This window comes from Janthinobacterium aquaticum, from assembly GCF_009208565.1.
Lineage (GTDB): Bacteria > Pseudomonadota > Gammaproteobacteria > Burkholderiales > Burkholderiaceae_D > Janthinobacterium.
On the sequence record NZ_WFLK01000011.1, the window covers coordinates 116,429 to 133,660 of the forward strand.

Consider the following 17,232-nt stretch of genomic DNA (forward strand, 5'->3'; position numbering starts at 1 on the left):
GCCAGGTATTGAAAAGCGCCCTTTGGGGCGCTTTTTTTATGCGCAACCCGTAGGTCGGATTAGGCCCCAAAGGGGCCGTAATCCGACAACATTGTTGGCGTCAGCGGTGTTGTCGGATTACGGCCCGGAGGGCCTAATCCGACCTACGACCCTGTCCCGATTAAGACCGGCTCACCCCGTAAAACAGAACCACGCGCGCGCAATCCTGCCATCGACCACCTCATAGGTTGCCACCAACTCCTGTTCGCTGCTGCCGGCTTCGCCGAAACTGGTCACGATTTCATGGTCGATCACCAGCTTGCCGCAGGCGATGCGGTTGAGCAGGCGCGCCTGCGGGCGGCTGGCGGCAAAGCGCGCCGTGAACCGTTCGGCAATCTGCGCGCTGCCTTGCGCCAGCAAGGTATCGGGATGGGCAAAGTGCTGCACATCATCGGCGTAAATGGCCAGCAAGGCTGCCACATCGTGGGCGTTATAGGCGTCAAGTTGGGCCTGGACAATGGCAACGGGGTCGGTCATGAATTCTCCTGTCAAAGAATGGTGATTCTATAATGTGCGTGGCACAACGGACAAGCGCGGCGCCATCGGCCAGACTGGCCTTTTACGCCAATAATACTTACCGCCATGCCCAAGCCACTCCAACCGACTTCCCTGCCTGGCCATGTCAGCGTGCGCGGCGCGCGCGAACATAATCTGAAAAATGTCGACGTCGATATCCCGCGCGACGCGCTGGTGGTATTTACCGGCGTATCGGGCTCCGGCAAGTCTTCGCTCGCGTTCGGCACGCTGTACGCGGAAGCGCAGCGGCGCTACCTGGAGTCGGTCTCGCCCTATGCGCGCCGGCTGTTCCACCAGATGGCCGTGCCCGAGGTCGATTCGGTCGAAGGCCTGCCGCCGGCGGTAGCTCTGCAGCAGCAGCGCGGCGCAGCTACCACGCGCTCGTCGGTGGGCAGCGTGACGACCTTGTCGAACCTGCTGCGCATGCTCTATTCGCGCGCCGGCGACTACCCGCCGGGCCAGGCACTGCTGTATGCGGTATCGTTTTCGCCCAATACGCCCGAGGGCGCCTGCCCCGAATGCCATGGCCTGGGTCGCGTCTATACCGTCACCGAGCGCTCGATGGTGCCGGACGACAGCCTCACCATCCGTCAGCGCGCCGTGGCCGCCTGGCCGACCGCCTGGCATGGCCAGAACCTGCGCGATATCCTGGTCACCATGGGCTACGATGTCGATACGCCCTGGCGCGACCTGCCGCAAAAAGTGCGCGACTGGATATTGTTTACCGACGAACAGCCGGTGGTACCCGTGTATGCCGGCCTCAAGCCCGGGGAAACCAAAGCGGCCCTGAAAGCCAAGCTGCCGCCCAGCTATATGGGCACCTTTACCGGTGCGCGCAAATACGTGCTGCAGACCTTTGCCGGCAGTCCCAGCGCGCAGATGAAAAAGCGTGTTTCGCAATATATGCTGGGCGCCGATTGTCCGCTGTGCCAGGGCCGCCGCCTGCGCCAGGAGTCGCTGTCGGTGACGTTTGCCGGCCATGATATCGCCGCCATCGCGGCGCTGCCCCTGATGCAGCTGGCACAGCTGTTTGCGCCCTATGCGACCGGCACGGCCACCATCCATGGCAGGCGCGCGCATCCGGAAAAAGCCGTAGTTACCCAGCGCATAGCGCAGGACCTTGTAGGCAGGCTGGAAGTACTGCTGGAACTGGGCCTGGGCTACCTGAGCCTTGACCGCGGCACGCCCACGCTGTCGCCAGGCGAACTGCAGCGTTTGCGCCTCGCCACGCAGGTGCGCTCGAACCTGTTTGGCGTGGTGTATGTGCTCGACGAGCCGTCGGCCGGCCTGCATCCGGCCGATACCCAGGCGCTGCTCGGTGCGCTGGCGCGCCTGAAGGCGGCCGGCAATTCGCTGTTCGTGGTCGAGCACGATCTTGATGTCATTGCCAAGGCCGACTGGATCGTCGACGTGGGCCCGCAGGCGGGCGAACACGGCGGCCAGATCCTCTACAGCGGCGCGCCCGAGGGCCTGCGCAAGATCGAGGCTTCGCAAACGCGCCATTACCTGTTCGACCGCGCAAAGCCGGCGCCACGCACGCTGCGCGAACCGGCCGGCTGGCTGCGCCTCGAAGGCGTCACGCGCCACAATCTGCGCGGCCTCGATGTACAGTTTCCGCTGGGCGTGCTGTGCAGCGTGTCGGGCGTCTCCGGTTCCGGCAAGTCCAGCCTGGTCAGCCAGGCGCTGGTGGAACTGGTGGCGACGCAGCTGGGCCAGGCGCCAAGCGAAGACGAGGCCGACTCGCCACTGGCGTCTGCGCTGGCCGTCACCGGCGGGCGCATCGTGGAGGGCATGGAATCGCTGCGCCGGCTGGTGACGGTCGACCAGAAGCCGATCGGGCGCACGCCACGCTCGAATCTGGCCACCTATACTGGCCTGTTCGACCAGGTGCGCAAGCTGTTTGCCGCCACGCCAGCGGCCAAAAAACGGCGCTTTGACGCCGGACGCTTCTCGTTTAATGTCAGCAAGGGCCGCTGCGCCAACTGCGAAGGCGAAGGCCAGGTCATGGTCGAGCTGTTGTTCCTGCCCAGCGTCTACAGCCCCTGTCCGGTGTGCAACGGCAGCCGCTACAATGCCGACACCCTGGCCGTGCACTACCGCGACAAGGATATCGCACAGGTGCTGCAACTGACGGTCGACCAGGCGCTGGTCTTCTTTGAAGGCGAGACAGCGCTCGAGCGACCGCTGGGCGTGCTGGCCGAGGTCGGCCTCGGCTACCTGCGCCTGGGCCAGTCGGCCACCGAACTGTCGGGCGGCGAAGCGCAGCGCGTCAAGCTGGCCACCGAACTGCAGCGCACGACACGCGGCGATACGCTCTATATCCTCGACGAGCCGACCACCGGCCTGCATCCATCCGATATCGACCGTCTGCTGCTTCAACTCGACAGGCTGGTCAGCGCCGGCAATACCGTTATTACCGTCGAACATGACATGCGCGTGCTGGCCGCCAGCGACTGGGTGATCGACGTGGGACCGGGTGCCGGCGACGACGGCGGCGCCATCGTCGCCAGCGGCCCACCGGCGCAGGTGGCACGGGCAAAAGCCAGCCGTACCGCACCGTATCTGAAAAAGACGCTGGCGCAGGTCAAACACAGCGATAATAGCAACCATCAGTAATACTTTACCAAGTGACAGGAGCAGCATCATGAAATGGGAAGGCAACCGCGAGAGCGACAATGTGGAAGACCGCCGTGGCGAAGGTGGCGGCGGAGGCGGTGGCGGCTTTGGTTTCGGCGGGCGCTCGATCGGCATCGGCACCATCGTCATTGCGCTGGTCGGTTCGTGGATATTCGGCGTCAATCCGCTGACCATGCTCAACCTGCTGAGCGGTGGCGGCGGCCAGGTCAGCACACAGCAGTCGCAGCGACCGGCACCCCAGCCACCCGAGTCCGACGATATGGCGCGCTTCGTAAAAACCGTGCTGGCCGACACCGAAGACGTCTGGGGTCAGCAGTTCAAGGCGCAAGGCGCCAGTTATGCCAGGCCCAAGCTGGTGTTATTTACCGGCAGCGTGCCGACCGCCTGCGGCGCAGGCGAGAGCGCCACCGGCCCCTTCTACTGCCCTGGCGACCAGAAGGTCTACCTCGATCTCGATTTCTTCAACCTGATGCAGCAGCGCTTCAAGGTTACCGGTGAATTTGCCGAGGCCTATGTGATCGCGCACGAGGTCGGACACCATGTGCAGAACCTGATGGGCATCAGCGAAAAAGTCGACAACGCGCGCCGCAGCCAGTCCGAGCGCCAGGCCAACGCCATGTCGGTGCGCCTCGAACTGCAGGCCGACTGCTTTGCCGGCGTGTGGGCTTTCCATGCCAATACCGAACGCAAGATCCTGGAACAGGGCGACGTGGAAGCAGCGCTGAAAGCCGCCACGGCGATTGGCGACGACGCGCTGCAGCGCCAGGCCCAGGGCCATGTGGTGCCAGATTCGTTTACCCACGGCACCTCCGAGCAGCGTGTGCGCTGGTTTAGTCGCGGCCTGGAATCGGGCCAGGTGGCGCAGTGCAATACGTTTGAAGCCAGGCAGCTGTAAGCAGCCTGGCTGTGGGGATATTGCCTGACCGGTGATATCCTGCTGCTACATCAGTTCGATGGAGTATATAGATGAGCACGATTACGTCGCCCCAGGAAAAAAAGAAACTCAGTCTTCAGAAAGACCGGCGCAACATGTATGGCGAAAGTCCGCATGCAAGCCGAAAGAACATCAAGCGGGGCAAGCAGAACCAGCACCAGGAGGAACGTCGTGCATCAAATCAGGCGCTCGCGCTGATAGATTCGCATTGCTCGGAAGAACAAATGATCGCCTCCGAGATCGCGGCGATTACCACAGCAAAGATACATCGACTGGATGGCTTCAAAAAAGACGCAGATCGCCCACTGGGCGACTTTATCGAACGCCAGCAGCATCGGCGTCTACGCGCAGGCATGCACAAGGCAGGCCTGACAGGGGAGCATGAAGCAGGCGTCTCGCAAGAGCAGTAAGACGCCGGACCAGCTACCCGCAGTGTTTTACGGCACCGCCACGTCGAAACGCCGGCCCAGCTTTTTCAGCTCGCCGCTATCGATCAGGCTATTGAGCTCCTGGTCGAACTGCAGGCGCAGGCGATCAAATTCGGGCGAGCGCGGGAAGGCAAAGTAACCATTCTGCACGTCGATCACGCGCGCCAGCGGCCGTACCTGGCGCTCGAAGCTCAGGCGCGTGATCACTGGGTCGGTATTGCGGCGGTTGGTAATAAACAGGTCGACATGGTTATGCACCAGCATCTTCAGGCCGCTTTCGACCGTATTGGCCACGCTGATCTGCAAGCCCGGACGCGCGCGCTGCCAGTCTGTGCCATAAGCCCAGCCATTGAGCATCACCAGGCGCCGGTTCCTGAGCGATGCATAGTCGCCCTCCCAGGCAAAGCCGGCGTCCTGGCGCGCATAGAAAACAATCTGGTCCTGGTAGAACGGCCGCTCCGAGAATGCCATGCTGGCCAGCCGCTCGGGCGCCTTGTAGGGGCCGATCAGGATATCGGCCTGGCCTTGCGCCAGCATGGCCTGGGCGCGCGCCCACGGCACCATGCGAAAACGCACCGTATTGCCGGTGCGCGAGGCAAGATAGCGCACCAGTTCCGCGCCCAGGCCCGTGTATTCGCCACTGGCCTGGTAATCGAAGATGCGCTCGAACTGGGCGCCCACGGCCAGCAACTCGCGCGCCTGGGCATGCAAGGGCATGGCCAGCGCCGGCAAGAGCAACGCCAGGCCTGCCAGACGGATGCGCCAGCGCTGCATCCCTGCCCTGCTCATCAGCCGACGATACGCAAGGAGTAGTCGGTGGCGCGCACGTCCTTGGTCAGGCTGCCGATGGAGATGCGGTCCACGCCGGTTTCGGCAATGGCGCGCACGGTGTCGAAATTGACGCCGCCCGACGCCTCGAGCAAGGCGCGGCCAGCCGTGATGGCCACCGCTTCACGCATCATGTCGTTGGTAAAGTTGTCGAGCAGCACCGAGACGGCGCCGGCAGCCAGCGCTTCTTCCAGCTGCGCCAGCGTTTCCACCTCGATCTGCACCGGCACGCCGGCGTCGAGCGTACGCGCGTTGGCCAGCGCCTGCGATACGCCACCGGCCGCTGCGATATGGTTTTCCTTGATCAGGATGCCGTCATACAGCGCCAGGCGCTGGTTCTGGCCACCGCCCACGCGCACCGCGTATTTTTGCGCCAGGCGCAGGCCCGGCAGCGTCTTGCGCGTATCGAGAATGGCCGCCTTGGTGCCGGCCACCACTTCCACGTAGCGGCGCGTCTGCGTGGCCACGGCCGACAGCAGCTGCAAAAAGTTCAGCGCACTGCGCTCGGCCGTCAGCAAGGCGCGCGCCGGTGCCGTGATAGTGACCACGGCGCTGTCGGCTGCCATCATGTCGCCTTCGGCGTAATGCCAGTCCAGCTCGATGCTGCGATCCAGGCTGTTCATCACGCCTTCAAACCACGGCGCGCCGCACAGCACGGCCGCTTCGCGCACGATTACGCGCGCCGTCACGATCTCGTCCGGCGGCACCAGTTCGCCCGTCAGGTCGCACTGCCCCACGTCTTCCAGCAGCGCGGCCAGCAGGTTCGCTTCAAAGGCGCGCGCCAGCGCAGGATCGAATGGGGCGAAAGAATTGACCAGTTTGCTCATGCGGGACCTATTCCTTGAAACAGTTTGCCTTCCTTCGACAGGTCGGCGCCCGGCTGCACACCGGCCTTTTTGGCGGCGGCAAAGTCGAGCATGCGGTTAATCGAGCGCACAGCCAATTGGCCGACGGCGGGCTCGACATGGATTTCATTGTGCATGTTTTCCAGCGTCTCGGCCAGGTTGCGCAGGCCGTTCATGGCCATCCACGGGCAATGCGCGCAGCTCTTGCAGGTGGCGCTGTTGCCGGCCGTGGGCGCTTCGATAAAGCGCTTGCCCGGCGCCGCAGCGCGCATCTTGTGCAAAATGCCGTTGTCGGTGGCAACGATAAAGGTGTCGGCGTCCATGGTTTGCGCAGCAGAAATCATCTGCGAGGTCGAGCCGACCATATCGGCCAGCGCCACCACGTTCGCTGGCGACTCCGGGTGCACCAGTACTTTGGCGTGCGGATACTCTTCCTTGAGCAGGTCCAGTTCAATGCCCTTGAACTCGTCGTGCACCAGGCACGAGCCCTGCCACAGCAGCATGTCGGCGCCGGTTTCCTTCTGGATATAGGAGCCCAGATGCTTGTCGGGCGCCCACAGGATTTTCTTGCCCTGCGCATGCAGGTGGGCCACGATATCGAGGCCGATCGAGGACGTCACCATCCAGTCGGCGCGCGCCTTGACGGCTGCACTGGTGTTGGCGTACACCACCACCGTACGGTCGGGATGCTGGTCGCAAAAGGCCGTGAATTCGTCGGCCGGGCAACCCAGGTCGAGCGAACAGGTGGCGTCCAGGTCGGGCATCAGCACGGTTTTTTCCGGGCTCAGTATCTTGGCCGTTTCGCCCATGAAGCGCACACCGGCCACCACCAGGGTTTTGGCCGGATGGTCGCGCCCGAAACGGGCCATTTCCAGCGAATCGGACACGCAGCCGCCGGTTTCCTCGGCCAGGTCCTGCAGGTCGGCGTCAACATAGTAATGGGCGACCAGCACGGCTTCACGCTCGACCAGCAGGCGCTTGATGCGGGCGATCAGTTCGGTTTTTTCTGCAGCAGACGGCGTCGCTGGCGTGCGCGCCCAGGCATGGGCGGTACAGCTGGCGCCGTCTTGCGGGTGTTCGTACTCGACGGATTTGATGGCTAGGGTTTGCATGGCTGGCTCAAACAAAACGGATGGAGAATATGGCGGGATGTTGGGGTGGTGGTTGTGGTGGTGTTGTCGGATTACGGCCTGCGGCCTAATCCGACCTACGCCTAATCCGACCTACGCCGACCATCGCCAACCATGTATCGACCACGACCGGTAGGTCGGATTAGCGCACCGCGCGTAATCCGACAACCACCACCAAAGCTGATTAATCGATACCTTGGCTCTTCAGGTAATCCTCGTAGTTGCCATGGTAGTCAACCACTTCGTTTTCCTTGATCTCGATAATGCGGTTGGCCAGCGAGGAAACGAATTCGCGGTCATGCGACACAAAGATCAGGGTGCCGGCGTATTTTTCCAGCGCGATATTGAGCGACTCGATCGATTCCATGTCCATATGGTTGGTCGGTTCGTCAAGCAGCATCACGTTATGGCGGCCCAGCATCAGCTTGCCGTACATCATGCGGCCCTTTTCACCACCGGACAGCACGCGCACCGATTTCTTGACTTCATCGCCGCCAAACAGCAGGCGACCGAGGATCGAGCGCACGGCCTGGTCGTCGTCGCCTTCCTGCGTCCACTTGCCCATCCAGTCGGTCAGGATGGTGTCGGTGGCAAATTCTTCGGTCGGGTCCTGCGGCATATAGCCGACGTTGGCGTTTTCGGCCCATTTGACGCGGCCCTGGTCCGGTTGCAGGCCGGCGATCTCGCCTGCGATACAGCGCAGCATGGTGGTCTTGCCGGCGCCGTTGGCGCCGATAATGGCGATACGCTCACCGGCTTCGACCATGATGCTGAAGTTCTTGAACAGCGTGCGGTCAAAGCCTTTGGTGATGTTTTCCACTTCCACGGCCAGGCGGTGCAGCTTTTTCTCGCCTTCGAAACGCACAAACGGATAGGCGCGCGACGACGGTTTGATATCGTCGACCTTGATTTTCTCGATCTGCTTGGCGCGCGAGGTTGCCTGGCGCGCTTTCGACTTGTTGGCGGCAAAGCGGCGCACGAAGTCCTGCAGCTCGGCCACTTTCTCTTTCGCCTTGGCGTTGTTGGCCAGTTGCTGGTTGCGCGCCTGGGTCGAGGCAAACATGTACTCGTCGTAGTTGCCCGGATAAATCTTCAGCGTGCCGTAGTCCATGTCGGCCACGTGGGTGCAGACCTGGTTCAGGAAGTGGCGATCATGGGAAATAATAATCATGGTCGAATTGCGCTCGTTGAGCACATCTTCCAGCCAGCGAATCGTGTTGATGTCCAGGTTATTGGTCGGTTCGTCGAGCAGCAGGATGTCGGGATTCGAGAACAGCGCCTGAGCCAGCAGCACGCGCAGCTTCCAGCCTGGCGACACATTGCTCATCGGGCCCTGGTGCAGGTCGATCGATACGCCCGCACCCAGCAGCAGTTCGCCCGCACGCGATTCGGCCGTATAGCCGTCGTATTCGGAGACTTTGCCTTCCAGTTCGGCCGCCTGCATGTAGTCGTCATCGGTCGCATCCGGATTGGCGTAGATGGCGTCGCGCTGCTGGATGGCGGCCCACATTTCCGTATGGCCCATCATCACCACGTCGAGCACGCGCATGTCTTCAAACGCAAACTGGTCCTGGCGCAGCTTGCCCAGGCGCTCGTTGGTGTCGAGCATCACGTTGCCACCCGACGGATCGAGGTCGCCACCGAGGATTTTCATGAAAGTCGATTTGCCGCAGCCGTTCGCGCCGATCAGGCCGTAACGGTTGCCGTCGCCGAACTTGACGGAGATATTTTCAAACAATGGCTTGGCGCCAAACTGCATGGTGATATTTGCTGTAGAGAGCATTGTGGGTCTTTATCCAATGAAATCAGGTGTGACTACTTTTCCACCATTATACAGTACGCATCCAAGCCTCCGAAGCCAGTCCACCCCATGCAGAGCCATGCCATAAAAATAGCGTTGCCGATTCTTCATTTCGGCGTTAGGCTCCGACTATCGACATTTTTGGCAGGTTTCAATTGAAAAAACTTGGTGTTGCGGCCACTGCCGCTGCAGTCGTCGTTATCGCGACTGTGTATGCCTCCCCCTATCTCGCCGTGCGCCAGATCAAAACTGCGCTGGCCGAACGCGACGCCGTGGCGCTGGCGGACAAGGTGGACTTTCCTGCGCTGCGCGAGAGCGTCAAGCAACAGATGAATGGCGCCATGGCCGACAGCGTCAAGGCTGTGGGCGCCAGCGACAACCCGTTTGCGGCCATGGGCCAGGCCGTGGCCGGCGCCATGCTGGGCAAGATGGTCGACGCCATGGTCACGCCGGGCGGCGTGCTGGCAATGGTCAACCAGAGCGCGCTGGGACGCAGCGCAAAGAGCGACGGCGTCCAGGCTGACAGCGCGCCCGCCAGGGAGCGAACCGACTACACCGCCGGCTATGCCGCCTGGGACAAATTCGTGATCCGTGCCAAGCAGGACGGCGACAACCATAACGGCAAAAGCGGCGCCCTGGTGCTGCGCCGCCACGGCCTGTGGACCTGGAAGCTGAGCGCGATCGAGGTGTCACGCGGCTGACAATCCTCCATCGGGCTTTTGATCCCGGTTGTCAACCGTTACATGCCCAGCGACTTGAGCAGGTCGGCGTTATCATCATCGTCCGGCTCAGCCGCGGGGGCCGCTTCGGCGCCCTTGTGGGCCGCTTCGCTGTCCATCAGCGAGTCGGCGTCGTATTCGCGCGAGTCGAAGTCATGCAGCTTGATGAACTCGGTACGATCGATCGCCAGTTCCAGGTAAAAGATATTGTTCTTTTCGGTATAGAAGGTCACACGGCGCATTTCCGGGCGGTCCAGCGGCGTATCGACGCTCAGCATCACCTGCTTGTTAAGCACCAGCATCTTGGGCTGGCTCTGGGTAATATTGGTTTGCAGTTCGCGCCGCACCTTGCCGGTAAAGTCGCCGACGATCTGGTTCATCAGCTCGCCCATGATGTTCGACACTTCGTCCGAGGTGTAGAAACTGGCCAGCTCGGACTTCGGCATGCCCATATGCAGCATATAGCGCTCGTAGATTTCCATGGCCGTGTCGGCGGCGAAGTTCAGCACCACCAGGCCGGTAAAACCGCCGTCGAACATCACGAAACAGCCGATGTCGGGTTTCAGGCCGGTCTTGGTAATGCGCTGTACCATGCCGGAATAATTGACGCGGCTTTGCGTGGCCACGTTGAGCACGCGCACCACCGAGTTACACAAACTCATCAGCAGGTCTTCGGTGCCGTACACCACCACTTGATTATCTTTATCTTCGTTCACGAACTACCCCTTATCAACCTTATCAACCTTGTTTTGTGCTGCCCACTTTATTTCTATGTAGAAATAGGTATCAGATGCGCAGAATACCGGGGCGCGTCTGCTGCGTCCAGCCATACATGCATTTACTTGATGCAATATCGCCCGTGGCGCAGCGGCGCAACAGCCTGCGCCAGCAGGACGGGGCAAAATCACCATTTCAGGCATGATGCGCCTTTGCAAAGTTGCGTAAAGGACCAATATGGGCATGGAACAGGCAAGCAGCCAAGCCATGGATGAAATGCTGGCGGCAACCCACGACTGGTTCGACCGGCAACTGGCGCGCGACGACCTGGCCGACATCACGAACCGCAGCACGCTGCAAGTGGGCGTGTTCGACGATATCCTGCTCGACTACCAGCCTGGCCGTACCTCGGTCGATATCGATCTGCGCTTCGGCTTTGACGACGGCGAGCGGCCGCGCCCCACGCTGCGCGCAGCCGAGGTGCACGAGCATATCGCGCCAGCACTGGCCGCCGCCGTGCAGGCCAGGCTGGCCGAGTTGGGTGCGTCGCCGCTGATCGACTACCGCTTTACCTTTCGCGCCGAGATTGCCACGCTCGACGGTTTGCTGACGCCCACCATCGTCGCCCATCTCGATGAGACCAAGCGCGCGCATCTGCTGGCCAATATTGCCGACTATATCGACCGCGAACTCGTGCACGGCGCGCAGCCGACCAACGAACTCGACACGTTTTTCCTGTCGCGCCACCTGCTCGACCCGGGCCTGTTTCCGCTGCTCGACGCCAACTGGACCATTGCGCAGTTCCAGCGCATCGAAGAGCTTAACCAAAGCGAGCCCAAGATCCTGGCGCAACACCGCTCGCATATCATACGGCGCGGCGTGGACTGGGTGGAAAACCTGTTCTTGCCGCGCTATTTCAGCGTGCAGCGCTCCCTCTATAGCGGCAATATCTATACGCAAAAGCCCGGCGCCACGCTGGCGCCGCCGGACCCCGGTACCAGCGAGGTCGAACTGCTGCTGTTCGTGGCCGTGATGGTACTACGCCACGAACCGAGCTACAGCAAGCCGGCCGGCCGCCAGTTCCTGGAACTGGCCAGGCTGCTCGGTAACCGGCGCGCCGGGATGATGATAAAAGAAGGCAGCGGCAGCTATGCGCCGCAAGTGAGCCGGCTGGACACTGAGCAGATGAGCTTGTCGGCCAACGATGTCTTTGCGCAGGTCGATATCGTGATCCGCGAGGACAGCGCAGACGCCTACGGGCAGGCGCTGCGCGGCCTGATCCGCCTGCTGGAACTGGGCTTTCCGAAGAGTTATAAAATCAAGCTCAAGTCAGCGCACAAGCACTTCCTGCCGCTCAAGGGACTGGCCAGGACCGACACGCATCGCTTCTTTGCCAATGCGCTCGCCTACCCGGAACTGCATGCACTGCTTGAAAGCTATGCGCGCACGGCCATGGCCGAATTTGAATTCTATGCCGACGTCGACGACGAGCGCAACTGCATGCCCGGCAGCTACGCCGTGTTTGGCCTGGCCCTGCACTCGCCGCAGCACTTTGGGCTGCTCGAGCACTACATGAGTCAGGTCGATGAGGAACACCAGTCGGTGCAGGACCGCATCACCGCTGCGCTGGTACAGCAGTACGGCGTGACACTGGCCATGCTGCCAACCCTATTAGCTTGCCTGCTGCGCTGCACCGACAACTTCAAGCTCAAGCTGGCGCCAGCCTTTGAAGACGAGGCGCTGCTGGCCAGCCTGGCGGCGCTGTGCCAGGGGCGTCCTGCTTATGAAGTTGAAAAAGTGCTGTCCGCGATCTGGGGCGCGCCCGACAAGCTGGCTGCGCTGGCGCGCAAGGCGCAAGGCAGGCGCCAGCAGCTGCTGCAAACCCTGCTGGCGGCAACATAGCCGCAATTTAAGCTCCCGCCACCGCGCTCAGTATATCGTCGAGGCTGGCCGGCTTGACCAGGTGTCGCTCGAAGCCGCTGCCCTCGGTGCGGGCGAGCATCACGGGATCACCCCAGGCCGTCAGCGCAATCATGCGCGTATGGGTGTGGCGCGGCGCCTGGCGCAGCGTTGAAATCACGTCGAAGCCGTCCACATCGGGCATGCCCAGGTCGAGCAACATCACATCGGGAGCAAATGTGTCGGCCGCCTTGATGGCGGCGGCGCCACCATAGACGGACAGCGCATCGTGGCCGCACATCTGGAGAAATTCGGCGATCAGATCGGCGGCGTCGCGATTATCGTCGACCACCATCACGCGCAAGGGGGAAAGTAATTTTGCCATCATAGCCTGCTGTAGGGATAAGCATGACCCTCAAGGGTCAATGCCATTCTGCCAGCAGATTCGAGGCGGCAAGAAAAGAGCCGCTCACGCGGTAGGGGTGAACGGAAGAGATTACTTTCCGGCAATTATACATAAAAAGCTATCCTTTGCGTGTTTTTACTGACTCACGGACAGATTTTATCAATTTCCCCCAGTGCACCATGTAGGAGCGGACGCTAGCGTTGTGTAGCCCTGCCCCTTGCTGGCGCCCTGCAGACCACCCTGCATGCCGCCTGGAGTCAGCTTAATGACTCAACAGCATCCCCAACAGCGGCCTTGTTGCAGCCGGGCTGACGCGTTGCGCCGGCTTGGGATTGTTGTCGCTGATATGAAACACCTGCACCGCCTGCGACAAATGCGCCGCCTGCTCCTGCATGGCGTTGGCCGCGGCTGCCGCCTCTTCCACCAGCGCCGCGTTCTGCTGGGTTACCTGGTCCATTTGTGTAATGGCTTCGTTGACCTGTTCGATGCCGAGCCGCTGCTCTTCGCTGGCGTCGGTAATTTCATTGATCAGCGTCGTCAGGCCCTGCACGCTGCCGACCACCTCCCGCATGGTGGCGCCGGCGCGATCGACCAGGCGGCTGCCGGCGCCCACGCGCTCGACCGAATCGTCGATCAATCCCTTGATTTCCTTGGCCGCCGCGGCGCTGCGCTGCGCCAGGTTGCGTACTTCGGTGGCCACCACGGCAAAGCCGCGGCCCTGTTCGCCAGCGCGCGCCGCTTCCACCGCCGCATTCAAGGCCAGGATATTGGTCTGGAAGGCAATACCGTCGATCACGCTGATAATGTCGGCAATCTTGTGCGACGACTCTTCGATCGCGCCCATCGTGTGCACCACATCGGCCACCACGGTGCCGCCCTGCTGCGCCACGGCCGAAGCCGATGCGGCCAGCGTGCGCGCTGCCTGGGCATTGTCGGCATTCTGCTTGACGGCCGAGGTCAGCTCTTCCATCGACGACGCGGTTTCCTCAAGCGAGCCGGCCTGCTGCTCGGTACGTGAAGACAAATCCATATTGCCGGCAGCAATTTCTGCCGACGCCGTGGCGATGGTGTCGGTGCCGCTGCGCACGCGGCCGACGATGTCGGCCAGCGCTGCATTCATGTCGCGCAGCGCCGTCATCAGCTGACCCGTCTCGTCACGCGAACGTACCACGATCTGCGCCGTCAAGTCGCCCGACGCCACCTGGCGCGCCAGCGCTACTGCCTGGTGCAGCGGCAAGGTAATGTTGCGCGCCAGCAGCCAGGCCAGGCCCATCGCCAGCGCCGCCGCCAGCGCGCCGCCGCCCAGCAGCACCCAGGTGGTGCGCGTGCGCAGCGCCACCACCTCTTCGGTGCGCTGCGCCAGCAGCATCCGCTCGCCTTGCGCAATCTCGGCCAGCAACGCACGCATGGCGTCCATGCCGGCCTTGCCTTTGCCGGCCTGTTCGGCAGCGACCACCGCATCAAGGTTGCCGTCGCTGGCGCGGCGCAGCGCGATCACCGGATCGATGGCGTCGGCCAGCCATTGCTGCTGGCTGGCAAGCAGGCGCTGCAGGCGGGCCTGCTGGTTTGGGTTGTCGGCCGTCAGATTGCGGATCGTCTCAAGATGCGCAAGAAAGCGACGCTTGCCTTCATTTAAGGGGTCGAGCGAACTTTCCTTGCCGGTCAGCGCAAAACCGCGCTCGCCGGTTTCAATATCGATCAGGTTTTCCTGCAGGCTGGCCGCTTCCCCCAGCACTTCATAGGTATGCACATTCCAGCGGCTTGCCTCGTCCAGGCTGGCAAAGTTGGCCTGGGCGCTCAGCACCAGGATAGCCAGCAGGGCGATGACGGCCCCGAACGCCATATACAGGCGGGTGCCAATTTTCAGATTCGACAGTGCCACGTCATTCTCCATTTCACAATAGTTGCAGTGTCCGTATGTTTGTCCAGGACAATGTTCAGGAGGCCGATCATAGCGATAAAAATGGAAACAAAAGTTGCTGTTAGTCTACAATACATACCTTTCCGTCTTTTTACCTACCTGCCATGGATGCGCTTTCCGCCTTGCTGCTGCGCCTGGACTTTGGCGCCGACACCTTTTTTCACGGCGACTTTTGCGGCAGCAACCATTTTCCCGCGCAGCCCCTGCGTACCCAGTTGCACCTGGTGCGGCACGGCCTGGTCAGATTTACGCACGACGACGGCAGCAGCGTGCAGGTGCAGGGGCCGGCGCTGTTGCTCTATCCGCGCCCCTGCGCGCATGCGCTGGCAACCGATGGCGCAACAGTCCAGTTGCTGTGCGCGCATCTGCAGGTAACCGGTGCGCAAGACGCCGTGCTCGATACGCTGCCCGATCGCCTGCATCTGTCGGCCGCGCACATGCCGGCGCTGGCCGGCCTGCTGGAACTGCTGTTTGACGAAGCGCAGCGCGCCGGACTGGGCGGCAAACTGATACTGGACCGGCTATGCGAGGTGCTGATTATCCAGTCGCTGCGCCAGGCATTGACGCAGGACGAACAGGCGGCTGGCGAGCTGTTCGGCCTGGCCGATGCAACGCTTGCACGGGCCATGCGGGCCATGCGCGAGCACCCCGGCAAGCACTGGTCGGTCGCGGCGCTGGCCAGCCTGTGCGGCATGTCGCGCAGCCGCTTTGCGCGCCAGTTCCATGCCGTGGTCGGCTGTCCGCCGGCGCAGTACCTGAGCGGACAGCGCATCGCCCTCGCGCAATCGCTGCTGCGCCAGGGCAAGCTGGTGCAGGATATTACAGCGGCGGTGGGATACCGCAACCAGCCGGCCTTTACCCGCGCGTTCGGCGCCGCCACCGGCCTGTCGCCACGCGACTGGCTGGCGCGCGACAGCCAGCTTAAAAATCCAGCGCGCGCAAGGTAATGCCGGGCAGCAGCAGGTCGCGGCTCAGGCAGGCAAATGCGCGCTGGGCAATGCGCAGCTGGTGCAGTTCGAATATCTGCAAGGGTTCGCCCGGCGCCTCACCGGCGCCGAGGCACTGCAGCGCCGTGGCCGTGACGCGGCAGGTCTTGTCGGCGCCAAATACGGCCAGGTGGAATGTCACGGCGCCTTCAGCCGCATCGAGTCTGATGCTGTCGCGCACGATCTCATAGGGCATGTGAGGCTCCCGTCAGGCGCCGGTTGCCGGCATGCAATGTAGATAAGGAAAGGTTCATGGCGGCGCGCTATCGGGGGCAGAGTGATGAAATAACAGCTTAAGGCCAGTGCGTGGCGCCGACCGTTTGTTGCCACACACTTGGCACAGACTTAACGCACACGCCGCCAGTTTTTATCCGAAGCCCGTTTTCGATACGAAGGCAGCAGTGCCTGAATTTTAACAAGACCATTTTAACAATAGATTGCGTTAGAATTGCTTGCAGGCATGCCTTACCAGGTGCATGCCGCCTTACCGTCAGTCACCCACAAGGAAATCATGTTGCGCTTGCCCCTGTCCGCCCGCGCCTTTGGCGCCGTTCTGTTTTGCCTGTCGTCCACCCTGCCCGCCATGCTACCGCTCGCACAGGCGGCCACCACAGCTACTGCAACTGCTGCAGCATCCGCCGCCAGCACCACGCCGCTGGTGATCGGCGAGAGCTTCACCCTGGCGTCGCAGGCGCTGGGCGAAACGCGTCGCCTGAATGTGTATGTCGCGCGGGCCTGGGATACGCCGCCCGACGCGCCGCTGCCGGTGCTGTATATGCCCGACGGCGGGGTGCAGGAAGACTTTCTGCATGTGGCCGGTCTGCTGCAGGTGTCGGTGGCCAATGGCACCATGCGCCCATTCATGCTGGTCGGCATCGAAAATACCCAGCGCCGGCGTGACCTGACCGGTCCGACCGACAACCCGGAAGATCGCAAAATCGCGCCGGTGGTGGGCGGCTCCCAGGCCTACCGTAACTTTATCCGCGACGAACTGATGCCCGAAGTGCAGCGCCGCTACCGCACCACCGGTGAAACCGCGATTGTCGGCGAATCGCTGGCCGGCCTGTTCGTGGTCGAGACCTTCCTGCAAGAGCCGACCCTGTTCAACCACTACCTGGCGTTCGATCCCAGCCTGTGGTGGAACCGCAGCGCACTGGGCGGCAAGGCCGGCGCCGCGCTGGCCACCCACAAGGCGGAGCTGGCGCAGCGCAGCCTGTACCTGGCCAGCAGCAGCGAAAAAGGCATCGCGGTGGAAGTGCAGCGATTGCAACAGGTGCTGGCCGATGCGGCGCCGCCCGGCCTGGCCTGGAGCGTCAATCCGATGCCTGAAGAAACCCACGGCACCATCTATCACCCGGCGGCGCTGAAAGCCTTCCGCAGCGTATTCAAGCCAGCCCAGCCGGCTAACTAGCCCGGGCATCGGCAC

At 62.4% G+C, this 17,232-nt stretch carries 16 protein-coding genes; 7 read left to right on the forward strand and 9 right to left on the reverse strand.

Annotated elements, in window-relative coordinates; genetic code table 11:
- Positions 1–171 precede the first annotated feature (171 nt).
- Positions 172–516, reverse strand: a complete 345-nt coding sequence (locus tag GCM43_RS17475; protein ID WP_152246581.1) for a nuclear transport factor 2 family protein — start codon at positions 514–516, stop codon at positions 172–174.
- 105 nt (positions 517–621) lie between these two features.
- On the opposite strand from GCM43_RS17475, the gene GCM43_RS17480 reads away from it, so the two are divergent.
- The 3 genes from GCM43_RS17480 (at position 622) to GCM43_RS17490 (ending at position 4,536) form a co-directional block, all read left to right on the forward strand.
- Positions 622–3,171: an excinuclease ABC subunit UvrA gene (locus GCM43_RS17480; RefSeq protein WP_152246583.1), complete on the forward strand. Its 2,550-nt coding sequence runs from the start codon at positions 622–624 to the stop codon at positions 3,169–3,171.
- Between the two features lie 28 nt (positions 3,172–3,199).
- Positions 3,200–4,087, forward strand: coding sequence for a KPN_02809 family neutral zinc metallopeptidase (gene ypfJ, locus GCM43_RS17485; protein WP_152246585.1), 888 nt, complete (start codon positions 3,200–3,202; stop codon positions 4,085–4,087).
- Between the two features lie 71 nt (positions 4,088–4,158).
- Entirely contained in the window at positions 4,159–4,536 is a 378-nt protein-coding gene (locus tag GCM43_RS17490) for a hypothetical protein (RefSeq protein ID WP_152246587.1), read from the forward strand.
- A gap of 27 nt (positions 4,537–4,563) precedes the next feature.
- Here the strand turns inward: GCM43_RS17490 and GCM43_RS17495 are convergent, their stop codons facing one another.
- From GCM43_RS17495 to GCM43_RS17510, 4 genes are all read right to left on the reverse strand, one after another.
- Positions 4,564–5,343, reverse strand: a complete 780-nt coding sequence (locus GCM43_RS17495; protein ID WP_226929538.1) for a substrate-binding periplasmic protein — start codon at positions 5,341–5,343, stop codon at positions 4,564–4,566.
- Positions 5,343–6,209 carry a carboxylating nicotinate-nucleotide diphosphorylase gene (gene nadC, locus GCM43_RS17500; protein ID WP_152246589.1) on the reverse strand — a complete coding sequence of 289 codons (867 nt, stop codon included), beginning with the start codon at positions 6,207–6,209 and terminating at the stop codon, positions 5,343–5,345. The genes GCM43_RS17495 and nadC overlap by 1 nt, the downstream gene beginning before the upstream one ends.
- Complete coding sequence (nadA, locus tag GCM43_RS17505) at positions 6,206–7,339, reverse strand: quinolinate synthase NadA (RefSeq protein ID WP_152246591.1); 1,134 nt, start codon at positions 7,337–7,339, stop codon at positions 6,206–6,208. Before nadA ends, nadC begins: the two co-directional genes overlap by 4 nt.
- A 202-nt stretch (positions 7,340–7,541) precedes the next feature.
- Positions 7,542–9,140: an ABC-F family ATPase gene (locus GCM43_RS17510; protein WP_152246593.1), complete on the reverse strand. Its 1,599-nt coding sequence runs from the start codon at positions 9,138–9,140 to the stop codon at positions 7,542–7,544.
- A 173-nt stretch (positions 9,141–9,313) separates the two neighbouring features.
- Between GCM43_RS17510 and GCM43_RS17515 the strand changes: the two genes are divergently transcribed.
- Positions 9,314–9,859 (forward strand): DUF2939 domain-containing protein, encoded by a 546-nt coding sequence (locus GCM43_RS17515; RefSeq protein WP_193315658.1) that lies wholly within the window; start codon positions 9,314–9,316, stop codon positions 9,857–9,859.
- A gap of 38 nt (positions 9,860–9,897) precedes the next feature.
- On the opposite strand, the gene GCM43_RS17520 is transcribed toward GCM43_RS17515, so the two are convergent.
- Positions 9,898–10,539 (reverse strand): DUF3334 family protein, encoded by a 642-nt coding sequence (locus tag GCM43_RS17520; protein ID WP_413770963.1) that lies wholly within the window; start codon positions 10,537–10,539, stop codon positions 9,898–9,900.
- 298 nt (positions 10,540–10,837) lie between these two features.
- On the opposite strand from GCM43_RS17520, the gene GCM43_RS17525 reads away from it, so the two are divergent.
- Positions 10,838–12,496 (forward strand): DUF6138 family protein, encoded by a 1,659-nt coding sequence (locus tag GCM43_RS17525; protein WP_152246599.1) that lies wholly within the window; start codon positions 10,838–10,840, stop codon positions 12,494–12,496.
- A 7-nt stretch (positions 12,497–12,503) separates the two neighbouring features.
- Here GCM43_RS17525 and GCM43_RS17530 read toward each other — a convergent pair whose 3' ends face one another.
- Complete coding sequence (locus tag GCM43_RS17530; RefSeq protein WP_193315659.1) at positions 12,504–12,878, reverse strand: response regulator; 375 nt, start codon at positions 12,876–12,878, stop codon at positions 12,504–12,506.
- 283 nt (positions 12,879–13,161) lie between these two features.
- The gene (locus GCM43_RS17535) at positions 13,162–14,781 is read right to left on the reverse strand and encodes a methyl-accepting chemotaxis protein (RefSeq protein WP_152246603.1); all 1,620 of its coding nucleotides are present in this window, start codon (positions 14,779–14,781) and stop codon (positions 13,162–13,164) included.
- 143 nt (positions 14,782–14,924) lie between these two features.
- On the opposite strand from GCM43_RS17535, the gene GCM43_RS17540 reads away from it, so the two are divergent.
- The gene (locus GCM43_RS17540; RefSeq protein ID WP_152246605.1) at positions 14,925–15,767 is read left to right on the forward strand and encodes an AraC family transcriptional regulator; all 843 of its coding nucleotides are present in this window, start codon (positions 14,925–14,927) and stop codon (positions 15,765–15,767) included.
- Here GCM43_RS17540 and GCM43_RS17545 read toward each other — a convergent pair.
- Positions 15,742–16,002: a DUF1488 family protein gene (locus GCM43_RS17545; RefSeq protein ID WP_152246607.1), complete on the reverse strand. Its 261-nt coding sequence runs from the start codon at positions 16,000–16,002 to the stop codon at positions 15,742–15,744. The two genes, GCM43_RS17540 and GCM43_RS17545, sit on opposite strands and share 26 nt — an antisense overlap.
- 315 nt (positions 16,003–16,317) lie before the next feature.
- On the opposite strand from GCM43_RS17545, the gene GCM43_RS17550 reads away from it, so the two are divergent.
- On the forward strand, positions 16,318–17,217 hold the full coding sequence (locus GCM43_RS17550; protein ID WP_226929539.1) for an alpha/beta hydrolase: 900 nt from the start codon (positions 16,318–16,320) through the stop codon (positions 17,215–17,217).
- Positions 17,218–17,232: the final 15 nt, after the last annotated feature.

Bases quoted from the DNA above. Each gene is read 5' to 3' on its own strand.
- GCM43_RS17475 (WP_152246581.1), bottom strand. From the start codon at position 516: ATGACCGACCCCGTTGCCATTGTCCAGGCCCAACTTGACGCCTATAAC.
- GCM43_RS17480 (WP_152246583.1), top strand. From the start codon at position 622: ATGCCCAAGCCACTCCAACCGACTTCCCTGCCTGGCCATGTCAGCGTG.
- ypfJ (WP_152246585.1), top strand. From the start codon at position 3,200: ATGAAATGGGAAGGCAACCGCGAGAGCGACAATGTGGAAGACCGCCGT.
- GCM43_RS17490 (WP_152246587.1), top strand. From the start codon at position 4,159: ATGAGCACGATTACGTCGCCCCAGGAAAAAAAGAAACTCAGTCTTCAG.
- GCM43_RS17495 (WP_226929538.1), bottom strand. From the start codon at position 5,343: ATGAGCAGGGCAGGGATGCAGCGCTGGCGCATCCGTCTGGCAGGCCTG.
- nadC (WP_152246589.1), bottom strand. From the start codon at position 6,209: ATGAGCAAACTGGTCAATTCTTTCGCCCCATTCGATCCTGCGCTGGCG.
- nadA (WP_152246591.1), bottom strand. From the start codon at position 7,339: ATGCAAACCCTAGCCATCAAATCCGTCGAGTACGAACACCCGCAAGAC.
- GCM43_RS17510 (WP_152246593.1), bottom strand. From the start codon at position 9,140: ATGCTCTCTACAGCAAATATCACCATGCAGTTTGGCGCCAAGCCATTG.
- GCM43_RS17520 (WP_413770963.1), bottom strand. From the start codon at position 10,539: ATGAGTTTGTGTAACTCGGTGGTGCGCGTGCTCAACGTGGCCACGCAA.
- GCM43_RS17525 (WP_152246599.1), top strand. From the start codon at position 10,838: ATGGAACAGGCAAGCAGCCAAGCCATGGATGAAATGCTGGCGGCAACC.
- GCM43_RS17530 (WP_193315659.1), bottom strand. From the start codon at position 12,878: ATGGCAAAATTACTTTCCCCCTTGCGCGTGATGGTGGTCGACGATAAT.
- GCM43_RS17540 (WP_152246605.1), top strand. From the start codon at position 14,925: ATGGATGCGCTTTCCGCCTTGCTGCTGCGCCTGGACTTTGGCGCCGAC.
- GCM43_RS17545 (WP_152246607.1), bottom strand. From the start codon at position 16,002: ATGCCCTATGAGATCGTGCGCGACAGCATCAGACTCGATGCGGCTGAA.
- GCM43_RS17550 (WP_226929539.1), top strand. From the start codon at position 16,318: ATGTTGCGCTTGCCCCTGTCCGCCCGCGCCTTTGGCGCCGTTCTGTTT.